16 protein-coding genes are annotated in these 15,889 nt (G+C 72.1%); 10 read left to right on the forward strand and 6 right to left on the reverse strand.

Annotation, left to right across the window (positions count from 1 at the left end; translation table 11 throughout):
* Positions 1-282 precede the first annotated feature (282 nt).
* From J7E87_RS17340 to J7E87_RS17350, 3 genes are read left to right on the forward strand one after another with little or no spacing between them, the layout of a single operon-like run.
* The gene (locus tag J7E87_RS17340) at positions 283-762 is read left to right on the forward strand and encodes a DUF2771 domain-containing protein (protein ID WP_215094872.1); all 480 of its coding nucleotides are present in this window, start codon (positions 283-285) and stop codon (positions 760-762) included.
* Positions 763-778: 16 nt separating this feature from the next.
* Positions 779-1,471: a futalosine hydrolase gene (locus J7E87_RS17345; RefSeq protein ID WP_215094874.1), complete on the forward strand. Its 693-nt coding sequence runs from the start codon at positions 779-781 to the stop codon at positions 1,469-1,471.
* Positions 1,464-2,348 (forward strand): 1,4-dihydroxy-6-naphthoate synthase, encoded by an 885-nt coding sequence (locus J7E87_RS17350; protein ID WP_215094876.1) that lies wholly within the window; start codon positions 1,464-1,466, stop codon positions 2,346-2,348. Before J7E87_RS17345 ends, J7E87_RS17350 begins: the two co-directional genes overlap by 8 nt.
* Before the next feature lie 65 nt (positions 2,349-2,413).
* Here the strand turns inward: J7E87_RS17350 and J7E87_RS35890 are convergent, their stop codons facing one another.
* Positions 2,414-2,797, reverse strand: coding sequence for a cold-shock protein (locus tag J7E87_RS35890; RefSeq protein ID WP_215094878.1), 384 nt, complete (start codon positions 2,795-2,797; stop codon positions 2,414-2,416).
* A 180-nt stretch (positions 2,798-2,977) separates the two neighbouring features.
* Between J7E87_RS35890 and J7E87_RS17360 the strand changes: the two genes are divergently transcribed.
* A complete protein-coding gene (locus J7E87_RS17360; RefSeq protein ID WP_215094880.1) occupies positions 2,978-3,214 on the forward strand; it encodes a hypothetical protein in 237 nt (78 codons plus the stop codon).
* Here J7E87_RS17360 and J7E87_RS17365 read toward each other — a convergent pair.
* Entirely contained in the window at positions 3,193-3,825 is a 633-nt protein-coding gene (locus J7E87_RS17365) for an HAD family hydrolase (RefSeq protein WP_215094882.1), read from the reverse strand. The two genes, J7E87_RS17360 and J7E87_RS17365, sit on opposite strands and share 22 nt — an antisense overlap.
* 119 nt (positions 3,826-3,944) lie before the next feature.
* Here J7E87_RS17365 and J7E87_RS17370 point away from each other — a divergent pair, with 119 nt between their 5' ends.
* The 4 genes from J7E87_RS17370 to J7E87_RS17385 all read left to right on the forward strand — a co-directional run bounded on the left by J7E87_RS17370 (position 3,945) and on the right by J7E87_RS17385 (position 8,010).
* The gene (locus J7E87_RS17370) at positions 3,945-4,952 is read left to right on the forward strand and encodes an iron ABC transporter permease (protein ID WP_215094884.1); all 1,008 of its coding nucleotides are present in this window, start codon (positions 3,945-3,947) and stop codon (positions 4,950-4,952) included.
* Between the two features lie 147 nt (positions 4,953-5,099).
* Positions 5,100-6,164, forward strand: a complete 1,065-nt coding sequence (locus J7E87_RS17375; RefSeq protein ID WP_215094886.1) for an iron chelate uptake ABC transporter family permease subunit — start codon at positions 5,100-5,102, stop codon at positions 6,162-6,164.
* On the forward strand, positions 6,161-7,021 hold the full coding sequence (locus J7E87_RS17380) for an ABC transporter ATP-binding protein (RefSeq protein WP_215094888.1): 861 nt from the start codon (positions 6,161-6,163) through the stop codon (positions 7,019-7,021). Before J7E87_RS17375 ends, J7E87_RS17380 begins: the two co-directional genes overlap by 4 nt.
* On the forward strand, positions 7,018-8,010 hold the full coding sequence (locus J7E87_RS17385; RefSeq protein ID WP_215094890.1) for an ABC transporter substrate-binding protein: 993 nt from the start codon (positions 7,018-7,020) through the stop codon (positions 8,008-8,010). Before J7E87_RS17380 ends, J7E87_RS17385 begins: the two co-directional genes overlap by 4 nt.
* 4 nt (positions 8,011-8,014) lie before the next feature.
* On the opposite strand, the gene J7E87_RS17390 is transcribed toward J7E87_RS17385, so the two are convergent.
* Positions 8,015-9,037: a hypothetical protein gene (locus tag J7E87_RS17390; RefSeq protein ID WP_215094892.1), complete on the reverse strand. Its 1,023-nt coding sequence runs from the start codon at positions 9,035-9,037 to the stop codon at positions 8,015-8,017.
* Between the two features lie 93 nt (positions 9,038-9,130).
* On the opposite strand from J7E87_RS17390, the gene J7E87_RS17395 reads away from it, so the two are divergent.
* Positions 9,131-11,842 carry a helicase C-terminal domain-containing protein gene (locus J7E87_RS17395; RefSeq protein WP_251017576.1) on the forward strand — a complete coding sequence of 904 codons (2,712 nt, stop codon included), beginning with the start codon at positions 9,131-9,133 and terminating at the stop codon, positions 11,840-11,842.
* Here the strand turns inward: J7E87_RS17395 and J7E87_RS17400 are convergent.
* Positions 11,805-12,428: a VanZ family protein gene (locus J7E87_RS17400; protein ID WP_374195186.1), complete on the reverse strand. Its 624-nt coding sequence runs from the start codon at positions 12,426-12,428 to the stop codon at positions 11,805-11,807. The two genes, J7E87_RS17395 and J7E87_RS17400, sit on opposite strands and share 38 nt — an antisense overlap.
* A 165-nt stretch (positions 12,429-12,593) precedes the next feature.
* Here J7E87_RS17400 and J7E87_RS17405 point away from each other — a divergent pair, with 165 nt between their 5' ends.
* Positions 12,594-14,237: a DNA repair helicase XPB gene (locus J7E87_RS17405; protein WP_215094897.1), complete on the forward strand. Its 1,644-nt coding sequence runs from the start codon at positions 12,594-12,596 to the stop codon at positions 14,235-14,237.
* A gap of 45 nt (positions 14,238-14,282) precedes the next feature.
* On the opposite strand, the gene J7E87_RS17410 is transcribed toward J7E87_RS17405, so the two are convergent.
* A complete protein-coding gene (locus J7E87_RS17410) occupies positions 14,283-14,618 on the reverse strand; it encodes a hypothetical protein (protein ID WP_215094899.1) in 336 nt (111 codons plus the stop codon).
* 48 nt (positions 14,619-14,666) lie between these two features.
* Positions 14,667-15,866, reverse strand: a complete 1,200-nt coding sequence (locus J7E87_RS17415) for a glycosyltransferase 87 family protein (protein WP_374195187.1) — start codon at positions 15,864-15,866, stop codon at positions 14,667-14,669.
* Positions 15,867-15,889: the final 23 nt, after the last annotated feature.

The raw sequence follows: 15,889 nt of genomic DNA on the forward strand, positions 1-15,889 counted from the left end.
GCCTCGGCCTGCTTCGCGGGCAACCGTGACGCGGGCGGCGCGGTGTTGGTCGGGGGCCTCGGCCGGTTACCTCGAGCCACCGTGGACGGACGGGCCGGACCCGGCCGGCCGCACCTCGGCAAGTTCCGCGCGCCACGGAGACGCGCGTCGCGACCCCGGCCCGCCGGACGCACCGCGGTCCTGCGCCGGGAGACACCGTGGGGCGGGCGGCGACGGCCCCTCGTGCGCGGCGCGCCGTACCCCCGCGTGGCAGGAGTGGACGCGCCCGATAGCCTTCGGGCCATGACCGTTGCGTTCTTCTCGGGCAAGCGCCGCCGGGCCGCTGCCGCTCTCGGTGCCGTCTCCGCCGGGCTCCTCGTCCTTTCCGCCTGCGACAAGCCGACCCCGCTCGCGACCGTGACCGTCGGGACGGAGTCGGTCCACACCGAGGCGGCCTGCTACAACGACGGCGAGCCGATCAAGGAATCGCTGCTCCAGCGCTGCCTGACCCAGAAGCCCGCGAAGACCGTCAAGGTCGCCATGGACGACAAGGTCCGCATGGGCGTCGACCCGGAGATCGCGGAAAACGGCTGGACCCTGCTCTTCGGTGGCCAGCCCGTCGAGCAGGAGCCGTACAAGAACTCGTACCGGACCATCCCCGGCAACGCCTTCTTCTCCTCGCAGACCGGCGAGCCCACCAGCAAGACCACGGTCAGCATCATGGAGACCAAGGGCAAGAAGGTCATCGGCATCTGGCACTTCCAGTTCGAGAAGGCCTCCTGATCCGGAGGATCGTGCCGTGCGCGTACTGGTGGTGACCGCAGTGGCGGCGGAGGCCGACTCCGTCGCCGCGGGGCTCACCGGTCCCGGGCCTGATGTCCGGCAGCTGCCCGGCGGGTATCCGCTGTCCCGCCACGCCGGCGTCGATGTGCTCACCGCCGGCGTCGGTCCCGCGGCCGCCGCCGCGGGCACCGCAACCGCCCTCGCCACCGGTGCGTACGACCTCGTCGTCTCCGCCGGGATCGGCGGCGGCTTCCCGGCCCACGCCCCCGTCGGCGCCCTCGTCGTCGCCGACGCGATCATCGCCGCCGACCTCGGCGCCGAGACGCCCGACGGCTATCTCCCCCTCGACGAACTCGGCTTCGGCCGCTCCGCGCACCTGCCTCCCGCCGAGCTCGCCGCCCGCATCGCCAAGACCCTCGACGCCGTGCACGCTCCCGTCCTCACCGTCTCCACCGTCACCGGCACCGCCGCCCGCGCCGCCGAGCTGACCCGGCGTCATCCGCGCGCCGCCGCCGAGGCGATGGAAGGATTCGGGGTGGCGGAGGCCGCCGCCGCGCACGCCGTGCCGGTCGTCGAGATCCGCGCGATCTCCAACCCCGTCGGCCCGCGCGACCGCGCCGCCTGGCGCATCGGCCAGGCGCTGGACTCGCTGCGGTACGCCTTCCAGCAGCTCGCCCCAGTCCTCGAGGAGAAGCCGGCCCATGAGTGACGCCTTGCAGATCGCGTACTCGCCCTGCCCGAACGACACCTTCGTCTTCGACGCGTGGGCGCACGGCCGGGTGCCCGGCGCGCCCGCCCTGGATGTGACGTTCGCGGACATCGACATCACCAACGGCATGGCGGAGCGCGGCGAGCTCGATGTGCTGAAGGTGTCGTACGCCGTACTGCCCTGGGTCCTCGACGAGTACGCGCTGCTGCCCTGCGGCGGCGCGCTGGGCCGCGGCTGCGGTCCGCTCGTACTGACGAAGGAGCCGGCGACCGGTGGTACTCCCCCTGGCTTCGCCGCCGGAGGCTCTGGGGGACTCACGGGGCTGACCGTCGCCGTGCCGAGCGAGCGCTCGACGGCGTATCTGCTGTTCCGGCTCTGGGCCGCGGAGGCCGTCCCGGGCGGTGTCGGCGAGGTCGTCGTGATGCCGTTCCACGAGATCATGCCGGCGGTGCGGGACGGCAAGGTCGACGCCGGACTCGTCATCCACGAGGCGCGGTTCACCTATCAGCGGTACGGGCTGCACTGCCTCGCCGACATGGGCGAGCACTGGGAGTCGACGACCGGGCTCCCGATCCCGCTCGGCGCGATCATCGCGAAGCGGTCGCTGGGCGCCGAGACGCTGAAGCTGCTGGCCGAATCCGCCCGTACGTCGGTGCGCATGGCGTGGGACGACCCGGAGGCCTCCCGCCCCTACGTACTCGAGCACGCCCAGGAAATGGACCCGGCCGTGGCCGACCAGCACATCGGGCTCTACGTCAATGAGTTCACCGCGGACCTTGGCGCCGACGGGTACGCGGCGGTCCGGGGACTGTTGACCCGCGCCGCGGCCGAGGGACTGGTACCCCCGCTCGGCCCGGACGCGCTCAGCTTCGGCTGACTCGCGCCGCGGCCGAGGGGCTCGTACCGCCCCTCGGCCGCGATGCGCTCAGTTTCCGCCGGCAGCTAGACGTCCAGCTGGTCCGCCACCGCCCGTAGCAGGCCCGCGATCTTCGCGCCCTGCACCTTGTCGGGGTAACGGCCGCGCTCCAGCATCGGGGTGATGTTCTCCAGCAGGGTCGTCAGGTCCTGCACGATGGACGCCAGTTCGTCCGGCTTGCGCCGCTGGGCCGCCGCCACCGAAGGCGTCGGGTCAAGAACAGTCACCGAAAGCGCCTGGTCGCCGCGCTGGCCCGCCACTACGCCGAACTCGACGCGCTGGCCCGGCTTTAGCGACTCGACCCCTTCCGGGAGCACCGACGAGTGAACGAAGACGTCGCCGCCGTCGTCGCGGGAGAGAAAGCCGAAGCCCTTCTCGCTGTTGAACCACTTGACCTTGCCGGTAGGCACGTCTGTCCTCGTCCTCGTACTCGTTGGGGCGCTGGGGCACCGGAACTGGGGCACCGAAAAACGGTCCTGGATAGCACTACAGCGGGTCGCCTGACCCGCCACCCCCAAGGCTAATGGTCCAGGGGCTGGTGACAAGACGTCGCCGGACGGTTCCTACGCGCAAGGAACTACCCTGGCCGAATGACTGCTACTCCTCCCGCGCCCGGTGACGGGCTGGTGCGCGTCGGCGCGATCGTCTTCATCGTCGGCGCCGTGGCCACTCTGGTCACCGTGGCCCCACTGTTCCTGGGGACCGAGCCGTTCCCAACGGTCGCGTACGCGGTGTCCATGCTGATGGGCGTCGGTTTCCTGATCGCCGCGGCGGGGGTACTGCGCTCGATCGCGGCGCAGCGCCGTCAGGCCAAATCCGCACTGTAGGCGCGTAGCCAGGCGGGAAACGCCGTCAGGTCGTCGATGATCACGTCCGCGCCGGCCGCGCGCAGCTCCGCCGCGTCGCACGGCCCGGTCGGCACGGCGACCGAGAGCGCCTCGGCCGTGTGCGCGCCCCGTACGTCCCCGGTGTGGTCGCCGACGTACACACTCGCGCCGTGTTCACGCAGCGCCTCCGCCTTGGCCTCCGCCCACAGCCAGCCGATGACCTCGTCCGGGGCTATCCCGAGATGGGCGAGGTGCAGCTTGGCGTTCGGCTCGTGCTTGGCGGTGACGACGATCGCGCGGCCGCCGAGCTCCTGTACGGCGGCCACCGCCTCGCGGGCGCCGGGCAGAGCGAGGGTCGGCTCGATGGCGTAGGCGGGATAGATCTCGCGGTACCGGTCGCCCATCTCCTGGATCCGCTCGTCCGGGAACCAGTGCGCCAACTCCTCCTCCAGGGGCGGCCCGAGCCTGGTGATGGCCAGGTCGGCGTCGATCCGGACACCGGTCTCGGCGGCCAGCGCCCGGTAGGCGGCGTGGATGCCGGGGCGGGAGTCGATGAGCGTCATGTCGAGGTCGAAGCCGATGGTGAGCGGGTGCGTAGCCATAGGGGCCATTGTGCCCATCGAGCTCTACGACCCCACGTTTAGACTTAGCCAAGCCTTACCAACCTCGACCTCACCTTGTCCAACTTGCCCTTATTGTCCGGCCCTTCCTGTTCTTCCGATTGGTCTTCATGTCAGCCAGACGCGCGATCGCGGTCCGCCGCATCGGCTGGACGGCGGCAGCCGTCATGGCCCTGCTGCTCGCGGTCCTGCTCAGCCTCGCAGTCGGGGCGCGCGCCATCGCGCCCTCCGCCGTACTCGACGCCCTGCTGCACGGCGGGCACGGCGACGCCGAAGTCGTACGGCAGTTGCGGGTGCCGCGCACGCTGATCGGCGTGATGGTCGGGGCGGCGCTGGCCCTCGCCGGCACGGTCCTGCAGGGCATCACCCGCAATCCGATCGCCGATCCCGGGATCCTGGGCATCAGCCAGGGCGCTTCGGTGGGGGTGGTGCTCGCCATCGCCTTCGCCGGGATCCACACGCTGACGGGGTACGTGTGGTTCGCCTTCACCGGCGCGGCTTTCGCGTCGGTGGCGGTGTACGCGATCGCGTCGAGCGGCCGCGGCGGCGCGACCCCCGTGAAGCTGGCGCTGGGCGGCGCGGCGATCAACGCGCTGCTGGTGTCGGTGACGATGGCGGTGCTGACGACCAAGGCCGCGGCGCTGGACGAGTTCCGGTTCTGGCAGGTGGGCTCGGTGGCCGGGCGTGACGCCGAGGTGGTCGGCCAGATATGGCCTTTCCTGCTGTTGGGCATGGTGCTGGTGCTGTCGGTCGCGCGCGGCCTGGACGCGCTTGCGCTGGGCGAGGACATGGCGAAGGGGCTGGGCCAGAAGGTCGCGACGGTACGGATCGTGGGCGGCGTGGGGGCGACAGTGCTGACCGGTGTGGGGGTCGCGGCCGCGGGCCCGATCGCCTTCATCGGCCTGGCCGTCCCGCACATCGCCCGCGCGATCGTGGGCGGCGACCACCGCTGGGTGCTGCCGATGGCGGCGCTCATCGGCCCGGTGATGCTCCTGGTGTCGGATGTGATCGGCCGGGTGATCTTCCCGCCGAGCGAGATCCCGGCGGGCGTGATGACGGCGCTGATCGGGGTGCCGTTCCTGGTCACCCTGGTCCGGCGGAAGGCGGTCCCGGCATGAGCGAGGCTGGGTTTCGGGGCTCCGCGCCCTACACGGCCCAAGGCCGTACGGGGGTCCAGGGTGCGGAGCCCGATGGTCACGGGGACGGGGCGGGCGGGGAACTGCCCGGCGCGGCGGTCGCTGCGGCCATCGCATCAGGAGGGCCGCATGAGCGCTGACACCGTGCCCGTGCGGCTCCCGGCGGGGTACTCACTCCTGCGGGCCGGACGCGGGAGCTTCCTCGTCCATCGACGGGCTGCCGTCGTCGCCGCGGTCCTCGGCGTCGTACTCGCCGCCGTCTGCGTCGCGTACCTCTGCGTCGGCGAGAGCTTCGTCGCGCCCGCGGAAGTGCTGAAGGTCCTCGCGGGGCAGGACTCGCCCGACGAGCTCGTCGTCGGCACCCTGCGGCTGCCCCGCCTGGTCACCGGCCTCCTCGTCGGCGCCGCCTTCGGTGTCGCGGGGGCGCTCATCCAGACCGTCGCGCGCAACGCCCTCGCCAGCCCCGACATCATCGGGATCAGCCAGGGCGCGAGCGCCGTCACGGTCGGAGCGATGACCTTCGGGGTCACCTCGTACACGGTGCTGCCCTACCTCTCCGTCGCCGGCGGCATCGTCGCCGCCGCGCTCGTGTACGTCTTCGCCTGGCGCGGCGGGCTGCACGCCACCCGGTTCGTGCTCATCGGCATCGGCTTCGCGATCGCGCTCCGTTCGGTCACCTCCCTCTTCATGACCAAGGGCGACTATCTCGTCGCCCAGCAGGCCCAGATCTGGATGACCGGCTCGCTCAACGGCCGCGGCTGGGAGGAGGCGGCACCTCTCGGCTGGACGCTGCTCGTGCTCGTGCCCGCCATGCTGTGGGCCGCCCGCGCACAGCGGACCGTGAGCATGGACGACGACACGGCGACCGCGCTCGGCGTGCGGCTCGGGCGCGTACGGCTCGGGCTCGTGCTCCTCGGGGTCGTCCTGGCGTCCGTGGCGACCGGCGCGGCCGGACCCGTCGACTTCGTGGCGCTGCTCGCACCGCAGATCGCCCGCCGGACGACACGAACCGCGCAGATCCCGCTGCTGGGTTCCGCGCTGATGGGCGCGGTCGTCGTCGTACTCGCCGATCTGCTCGCGCGAAAGCTCCTGGCGCCCACCGAGCTGCCGGTGGGCGTGCTGACGGCCGCCGTCGGCGCCCCGTATCTGATCTGGCTGATCGTCCGTAGTCGTACCGCTGGAGGCAAGGCGTGAGCAGGCTCACCGCGCGCGAGCTGACGCTCGCCTACGAGGACCGCACGGTCGTGCACGAGCTCGAACTGGCCGTCCCGGACGGGCAGGTGACGGTGATCGTCGGCCCGAACGCCTGCGGCAAGTCGACGACCCTGCGCGCCCTCGGGCGACTGCTGAAGCCCCGGGGCGGCGCCGTGCTGCTGGACGGCCAGGAGCTGGCGAAGATCCCCACGAAGAGGATCGCGCAATCGATCGGGCTGCTGCCGCAGTCCCCCGTCGCCCCCGAGGCGATCACCGTCGCCGACCTCGTCTCCCGCGGCCGACAGCCCCACCAGCACTGGTGGCAGCAGTGGTCGCGGGAGGACGAGCGCGCGGTCACCGACGCCATGGAGCGTACGGACGTCCAGTCGCTGGCCGAGCGGCCGGTGGACGAGCTGTCCGGAGGCCAGCGGCAGCGCGTCTGGATCGCGATGGCGCTCGCGCAGGAGACGGATCTGCTGCTCCTGGACGAGCCGACGACGTATCTCGACATCGCCCACCAGGTGGAAGTGCTTGACCTCGTACGGCAGTTGGCCCATCCGACTCCTATTGGCTCGCGCGGGCGCACCGTGGTCGCCGTGCTGCACGACCTCAACCAGGCCGCGCGGTACGCCGACCACCTGGTCGCCATGAAGTCCGGCCGGATCGTCGCGGAAGGCCACCCGAAGGACATAGTCACCGCCGATCTCGTACGCGAGGTCTTCGGCCTCGACTCGGTGGTGGTCCCGGACCCGGTGACGGGGTCGCCGCTGGTCGTGCCGGGCGCGCCCTACTCGCCCTCCCGTCTCGCCGATGTCCCCGCCCCTGCCACCACCTCTGAAAGGCTCCGCCACCCATGACGCGAAACCTCCGCCGCCGCACCCTCGCCGCCGGCTCCGTCGTCCTCGCGGGGGCGCTCGCCCTGACCGCGTGCGGCTCCGGGAACGACGGCGACGACAGCAACGACAAGTCGCGGGGCGCCGGCGGAACCCACACCGTCAAAACGGCCATGGGCGACGTCCAGGTCCCCGACGCGCCGCGGCGGGTCGTCGTGCTCGACACCGCCGAGCTGGACTCCGCGATCACGCTGGGCGTGAAGCCGGTCGGCGCCGCGCACGCCGACGTCGAGTCCGGCTTCCTCAACTACCTGTCCAAGGAACAGGTAGCGGGCGTCAAGGACGTCGGCGCGATCACCCAGCCGAATCTGGAGGCCGTCGCCGCGCTCAAGCCGGATCTCATCCTCACCAGCAAGGTCCGCGACGGCGACAAGTACGACAAGCTCAAGGCGATCGCCCCGACCGTCATGACCGAGAGCACCGGCCACCCCTGGAAGGAGAACTTCCAGGTGCACGCCGACGCGCTCGGCAAGAAGGACGAGGCCGCGAAGATCGTCTCCGCGTACGACGCCCACACGAAGAAGGTCACCGACGCCCTCGGCGGCAGGGAGAAGGCCGCGGCCACCAAAGTCAACGTGGTGCGCTTCGTCGAGGGCGCTGACATCCGCATCTACGGCAAGCGGAACTACATCGCGACGATCCTCGCCGACGTGGGCCTCGGCCGCCCCGCCATCACCGACAAGGCCAAGGACGGCTTCTCGTACGACGTGAGCCCGGAGAAGATCGACCTCGCGGCCGCGGACGTCGTCTTCCACTCCACGTACGGAGACCCGAAGAAGGCGAAGCAGACGCAGACCCTCGGCAGCGGTCTGTGGAAGAACCTGCCGGCCGTCAGGAACGGCAGGGCCTTCCAGGTCGACGACCAGCTGTGGATCCAGGGCATCGGCTACACCGCGGCCGGCAAGATCCTCGATGAGCTGCGAGGGGACCTGCTCAAGGCGCAACACGCCTGAGCCTTCAGCCAGTACGCCGCCGGGCCCGCCACACCAGGAACAGCGCGGAGGCGACGGCCGCCCCCTTCACCACCCACGGCCAGGTGCCCGCGAGCGCGTCGCGCATCCCGTCCTGGGGGACCGGCTCGCCCCAGCGCCCGTTGACCCGGCCCCACAGCCAGACGAGCGCGCCCGCCACGACCGCCCCGGGGAGGCCGAGAACCGCCCACTTCGCCTCGGCGCGGGACAGCCTGCGCGAGGCGTAGGCGAGGAGCCAGCCGCCGACGAGGGCGAGCCAGGAGCCGAGCACGGCGCCGACGACCAGCAGCCCGGCGGCGAGCAGCAGGAAGGGGTTGGCGAGGGCGGGCCTCGCTGCGGCCGCTTCGGTACGGCGGCGAAGCCGCGGACGCCACCGGCGCGGTGCGGCGTCCGCCTCCACCGCGTCGTCGGCCTCGGCCTCGTACCCGTACTCGTACTCGTACTTGTCGTCTTGATCCTCCGACTCGGCGGTGGCCAAGTCCTTCGTGGACGGCGGGGGTTTGAGTATTTCGGGGATCTCCACGCCGCCGACGAACCCGGCCACGCTCTCGCCCGCCCCGAACGGCCCCGGCTGAATGCGCCACCAGTCGGGCTCGCTGCCGGAGGGGCCGAGTTCGTCCATCCCCGCCAGGTGCGGGGGCGACGCGCCGGTCGCGGCTTGGGGGGCGTCGGGCTGCCCGGCAGCAGCGGACTTGCGCGGGCGCGGGATCCGGCGGCGTACGCGCTGCTCGGGCACGGCGGTCCGTGGCGCCGCCAGTGCCTGTGATCCTTCCGGAGGTCCGTCCTGCGACGCGGCCGCCACGATCTCGTCCGGCGTACCGATCCGCCCGAGAATCCGGCGTACCGCCGCGGGACTGTCCGAGCCGAACTTCGCCCGCTGCCGGTCGATCTCGTTCCGCAGCGACGACACCAGCCGCATCCGGGTGTTGGACGGCAGCTGATGCCGCTGGGCCAGGTCGCCGACCCGGCTCAGATAGTCGTAGACGAGTTGATCGCTCTCGATCCCCACCAGCGTTTCCCCTGACGTTCCTGCCCGGCCGCCCGCTCTCTCCGGGCCCGCCCTGTCCCCGACGGTAGCGCTCCAGGGACTACCGTGGGGCGGATGGGGACCATGCCCGAAGGACGCAGTCCGAGCAGTCCGCGCACGCTGGCCGAAGCGCTGCGCGCCCGCGGTGACGAAGATCTGGCCGCACTGCTGCGCGCCCGCCCCGACCTGCTGACCCCCGTGCCGACCGATCTGACGCAGCTCGCCACGCGGGCCGGCACGCGTGCCTCCGTCGTACGCGCGCTGGAGCGGCTCGACCGGTTCACGCTGCAGACCGCCGAGGCACTGGCGGTGGCCCCCGACGCCGCCTCGTACGAGACCCTCCTCGCACTGCTGACCGGCGACGAGGGCGACCCGGACATCGAGGCTGTCCTGCCGCGGGCGGTCGCCGTGCTGCGCGGGCAGGCGCTGGTGTGGGGCGGCGACGACCGGCTGCGGCTGGTGCGCACCGCGCGCGAACTGCTCGCCCCCTCACCGACCCGTCCGTCCCCGACCGGCCTCGGCCCGACCGTCGCCGAGGCCACGGCCGGGATGTCGCCGGGCCGGCTGCAGGAGATCCTCACGGCGGCCGGACTGCCCACAACCCACGATCCGGTCTCCGCAGTCGCCGCGCTGGCCTCCCTGTTCAACGACCGCTCGCGGATGGCGGCGCTGCTCGACACCGCGCCGTCCGAGGCGCTGACTGTGCTCGACCGGCTGGTCTGGGGCCCCCCGTACGGCGAGGTCACGGCGAACCCCACGCCGCCCGTGCAGTGGCTGCGCGACCGCGGGCTGCTGCTGCCCGCGTCGCCCCGGACGGTCGTGCTGCCGCGCGAGGCGGCGCTGCATCTGCGCGGCGGCCGCGCCCACCGCACGCCGGAGCCGGTGCCGCCCGCGGTCAGGCCGGCCGCGAAGGCGTCGATGACCGAGGGCCGTCCACAGCTTGTGGACAATGCGGCGGCGGGCCAGGCCTACACCGCGCTCTCGACGGTCGAGGATCTGCTGAAGGACTGGCACGAAGGCGGCCCGGCGGTGCTGCGCTCGGGCGGCCTTTCGGTACGTGACCTCAAACGCACCGCGGCCGCGCTGGACACGACCGAGCAGATGGCCGGGTTCTGGCTCGAACTGACGTATGCGGCAGGCCTGTTGGCGGCGGACGGCGAGGCGGACGAACGGTATGCACCGACGCCGGCGTACGACGACTGGCTGACGCTCCCGGCGTCCGAGCGGTGGGCTCGGCTCGCCGCGGCCTGGCTCACCGCGACGCGCACGGCGGGCCTGATCGGCGGCCAGGACACAAAGGGCCGTACGCTCTCGGCCCTCGGCCCCGACCTGGACCGCTCAGCCGCGGTCGAGGTCCGCCGTCGCGTACTCCACCTGCTCGCCGCGCTCCCCGCGGGCACGGCCCCGGACCCGGAATCGCTCCTGGCCCGCCTGCGCTGGGAACGGCCCCTGCGCGGCACCGGCACGCCGGACCTGGACAGGAACGTTGCCCGGAGCGCGGCGAGGGGCGTCCCGACGGACCTGCGTTCCCGCGTCGCGGCCTGGACCCTGACCGAGGCGGAGGTCCTGGGCGTGACCGGCCGCGGGGCACTGTCGACGCACGGGCGTGCGCTGCTGGGGCGCGCGGCGTACGGGGATGGCGCGACGGGGGACGGGAGGCTCGCCGCGGGCCCCATCGCGGCGCCGAGCGCGACCGAAGCAACCGCCGGACTCACAGCGCCGAGCGCGACGGAACCAGCCTCAGGCCCGGCTGCGCCCGGACTGGGCGCGGCCGCCGCCGGACTCACGGCAGCGCCCTGGCCGGGCGCGGCCCGCCCGGCCGCGGGGCAACCGGGCGGTCCCGAGGCCCAAGCCGCTTCCGCCCACGCGCTCGCGCCGCTACTCCCCGAGCCCGTCGACCACGTCCTCCTCCAGGCCGACCTCACCGCCGTCGCCCCCGGCCCCCTTCAGCGGCCTCTCGCCGAGACCCTCGCGGTGCTCGCGGACATCGAGTCCAAGGGCGGCGCCACCGTCTACCGCTTCACGCCCGCCTCCGTGCGCCGCGCGCTCGACGCCGGGAAGTCCGCATCCGACCTGCACACCTTCCTGGCCACGCACTCCCGCACCCCCGTGCCGCAGCCGCTCAGCTATCTCATCGACGACGTGGCCCGCCGCCACGGCCATCTGCGTATCGGCGCCGCGTCCGCCTACGTGCGCTGCGACGACGACGCGCTGCTCGGCGAGATCCTCGCCGACAAAAGGTCCCAGGGCCTGCGGCTGCGCCGCCTCGCCCCCACCGTCCTGGCCGCCCAGGCCGACCCGGCGACGCTGCTGGAGGGGCTGCGCACCATGGGGTACGCGCCCGCCGCCGAGTCCGCGGAGGGCGACGTCCTGATCACCCGCGCCCATGCCCGCCGCACCCCGCCCCGTACCGCGCCCGTCCCGGTCCCTGACGGTCCGCCGGTCCCGGACGGGACGCTGCTCGGCGCGGCCGTGAAGGCGATCCGCGCGGGCGACCTCGCCGCCACGGTCGTACGCAAGCCCGTCCCGGAACCCGCGAAGAACGGCGAACTGCCCCGCACCACGTCCGCCGAGACCCTGGCCACCGTGCAGGCCGCGGCGATGACCGGAGCCGCCGTCTGGATCGGCTACGTCAACGCGGACGGCGCGGCCAGCCAGCGCGTCATCGCGCCGGTGCGGGTGGAGGGCGGCTTCGTCACGGCGTACGACCACACGGCGGACGAAGTCCGCACGTACCCTCTGCACCGCATCACCGGCGTCGCCGAACTCGCGGACGACCCAGCTTGATGAAGTTCGCGAGCTTCGCGGACTTCCCAGACTTCGCAGACCTGGTGGCCTTCGCGGATTTGGTGGCCCTGGTGGCCCTGGTGGCCTTCGCAGCCTTCGCAGACCTGGCGGCCTTCGCGGACTTCGCGGGCCTGGTGGCCTTCTCGGACTTCGCGGGCTTCTCGGCCTTTACAGGCTTGATCGCTGTCGCGTGCGCGAGCCTGCGCCCGAGCAGCAGATAGCCGAGCAGCGCACCCGTCGTGTTGAGGATCACGTCGTCGACGTCGAAGGCACGGCCCTCCACCACCGCACCCTGCGCCAGCTCCACCAGCGCCATCACCACCACGGTGAGCGCGATCACTCGCACCATCCGCAGCGGCCGCGGTACGAAGACGGGCAGCAGCACCCCGAAGGGCACGCCGAGCAGAAGATTGCCGCCGACCTGCTTGCACGCCGCGAGGAAGGTGTAATCCTCGGCATACTGCCGCAGCGACGAGCCCGGACTGAGGTTGGCCGTGGCGATGTCGGCGGAGGCGTGGGAAGGGGCCAGGGTCAGCCGGGCCAGTACGGCCGAGAAGGCGACCAGTGCCACGAACGCCACCGCCATGGCGGATAGGCGCAATGCTGTTGTGCCCCATGGCGTACGGGGCTGTGCTCCCGTTGTCATGGATATGCAGGTACCCCCGCCGCCCCGCGTCAGGCCCGTACGTTGGCATGCGAGACCGCTCGATGCGGCAGACTGGAGATTTGGCCTAATAGAAAGGGCGCAGGTGTGAACGGACCTCTCATCGTCCAGAGCGACAAAACTCTCCTCCTCGAAGTCGACCACGAGCAGGCGGACGCGTGCCGTCGCGCCATCGCGCCCTTCGCGGAGCTGGAGCGCGCCCCGGAGCACATCCACACCTACCGGGTCACCCCGCTCGGCCTGTGGAACGCCCGGGCCGCCGGGCACGACGCCGAGCAGGTCGTCGACGCGCTCGTGGCGTACTCCCGCTACCCCGTCCCGCACGCCCTCCTCGTCGACGTCGCCGAGACGATGGCCCGCTACGGCCGGCTGACCCTGAGCAAGCACCCCACTCACGGGCTCGTGCTCACCACCACCGACCGTCCCGTCCTGGAGGAGATCCTCCGGTCCAGGAAGGTCCAGCCGCTTGTCGGGGCCCGGCTCGACCCCGACACCGTCGCGGTGCACCCCTCCGAGCGCGGGCAGATCAAGCAGACGCTGCTGAAGCTGGGCTGGCCCGCCGAGGACCTCGCCGGGTACGTCGACGGCGAGGCGCACCACATCGAGCTCGACGAGACCGGCTGGGCCCTGCGCCCGTATCAGAAGCAGGCCGTCGAGGGCTTTTGGCACGGCGGCTCCGGCGTGGTCGTGCTGCCCTGCGGCGCCGGCAAGACGCTCGTCGGGGCCGGTGCGATGGCGCAGGCGAAGGCCACGACGCTGATCCTGGTCACCAACACCGTCTCGGCCCGCCAGTGGAAGCACGAGCTGGTGAAGCGGACGTCACTGACCGAGGACGAGATCGGCGAGTACAGCGGTACGAGGAAAGAGATCCGCCCGGTCACCATCGCGACGTACCAGGTGCTGACGACGAAGCGGAAGGGGATCTATGCCCACCTGGAGCTCTTCGACTCGAGGGACTGGGGTCTGGTCGTCTACGACGAGGTGCACCTGCTGCCCGCGCCGGTCTTCAAGTTCACCGCTGATCTGCAGGCCCGCCGGAGGCTGGGGCTGACCGCCACGCTCGTACGGGAGGACGGCCGCGAGTCGGACGTCTTCTCGCTCATCGGGCCGAAGCGTTTCGACGCGCCCTGGAAGGAGATCGAGGCGCAGGGGTACATCGCGCCCGCGGACTGTGTGGAGGTGCGGGTCAACCTCACCGACGCGGAGCGGCTCGCGTACGCGACGGCCGAGACGGAGGAGAAGTACCGCTACTGCGCGACGACCGAGACCAAGCGGAAGGTGACGGAGGCGCTGGTACAGAGGTTCGCGGGCCAGCAGATCCTGGTCATCGGCCAGTACATCGACCAGCTCGACGAGCTGGGCGAGCATCTGAACGCGCCGGTCATCAAGGGCGAGACGTCCAACGCCCAGCGCGAGAAGCTCTTCGAGGCGTTCCGGCAGGGCGAGATCTCCGTTCTGGTCGTCTCCAAGGTCGCGAACTTCTCGATCGACCTGCCGGAGGCGACGGTCGCCATCCAGGTGTCGGGCACCTTCGGCTCCCGGCAGGAGGAGGCCCAGCGGCTCGGCCGGGTGCTCCGCCCGAAGGCGGACGGCCATCAGGCCCACTTCTACTCGGTGGTGGCGCGCGACACGATCGACCAGGACTTCGCGGCGCACCGCCAGCGGTTCCTGGCGGAGCAGGGGTACGCGTACCGGATCGTGGACGCGGACGAGTTCCTGAGCCCGAAGTAGCGCGGGCAGCGCCGGTAGCGCCGGCGCCGTCCCAGCTGGTCAGGGCTAGTCGAGCCCGACCAGCACCGGGCCCAGCACCGCCAGCGCGTACTGCAGCTTCACGGTGTGGGCCCGGGCCGCGCGGGTCATCTGACTTTGCGGGACGAATACGCCCCCGAGGCCGGTGAGGCCGGACAGGGCGAGCGACCACATGCCGGCGTTGAAGAGCACTCCGGCGCGGCCGTCGCCCTCGACCGCGTCGGTCAGGGCGAATACGAGACAGAGCGCGAAGGCGAAGAAGAGCAGGACGAGCCCGATGCCGGCGCCGTAGCGGACGGAGCGGCTGGAGGGAGCGAAGGGGTCGTCCTGGATCTGCGCGTCGGGTACCGGCGTCGTCGTCATGCTCCCCATCCAAGGGGGCGGGCCGGGCCGGGGCCTGCGTGGACGTACTCAGAGTGCGCCCGTGCGCGTACTCAACTCTTTCGCGGCCGTAACGCGCGGGCCCGGCATGAGGACCGGCTCCGGCGGCGCCTGCTCGTGCCGCACGGCCAGTGCCAGCAGCGCCAGCCCCAGCAGCGGATACGGCGACGCAAACGCCTGCTGCCACCAGGGGAGTTGGAGGTCCGCGGCGCCCTGGTGCGGTACCAGCCACAGGGTGCGGGCCAGGAAGACCGCGGCGACGGCCGCCGCGGTGCGGCGACAGCCCTCCGCGATCAGCACCGCCAGCAGCGGTACGCACCACACCCAGTGGTGCGACCAGCTGATCGGCGAGACGAGCAGCGCGGTCAGCGCGGTGACCAGGACCCCCCGGGCCCCGCTCGCGGCGCGGCGGGCGAGCCACAGCCCGGCGACGGCGGTGAGGGCGGCGGCCACTGCCCACACCGCTCCCGGCTCGGGGGTGTGCAGTACCCGGGCGAACAGTCCTTGCAGCGACTGGTTGTCGACGATCCACGCCTTGCCGACCCGGGCGGTCTCGAAGATGCGCCGGGTCCAGAAGTCGACGCTGGCGTGCGGGAGTACGAGGGCGCCGAGCAGCACGGTTGCGGTGAAGGAGGCGAGGGCGGTCAGCCCGGCCCGTACCCGCCCGGTGATCAGCAGATAGAGGATGAACACGGCGGGCGTGAGCTTGACGCCGGCCGCGACGCCGAGCGCGAAGCCCTTGCCGATGGCTTCCTCGTCGCGGGACAGGTCCCACAGGACGAGGCAGACGAGGGCGAGGTTGATCTGTCCGAAGAGGAGCGTCTGGAAGACCGGTTCGAACCAGAGACCGGCGGCGACGGCCGCGATCACCAGGGGCGGGCGCGCGGGCAGTCCGGCGAACCGGCAGGAGAGCCGCACCAGCAGGGCCAGCAGAACCAGGTTCCCGACGACGAAGACCACCTTGAGCGCCGGAACGGGCAGCCAGGTGGTCGGTACGAAGAGGATGGCGGCGAAGGGCGGGTACGTGGCGGGCAGTTGCCACTGGGTGACGGTGAATCCGTAGAGATCGGTGCCGTTCGCGACGGCTGCCCCCTCGGCCCGGTACACGAGGGTGTCGGCCATCGGGATGCGCTGGGCGACGCAGAGTGCGGCGAGCGCGGTGAACGAGAGGGCGAGAGCGAGGGCGGATACTGCGGTGAGTAAACGCGGGGTCACGTTCCGGTACTTCACGGCCGCGACCCTACTAGGGGGTC

Origin of the sequence: Streptomyces sp. ISL-1, from assembly GCF_018614585.1 — a bacterium.
GTDB lineage: Bacteria > Actinomycetota > Actinomycetes > Streptomycetales > Streptomycetaceae > Streptomyces > Streptomyces maoxianensis.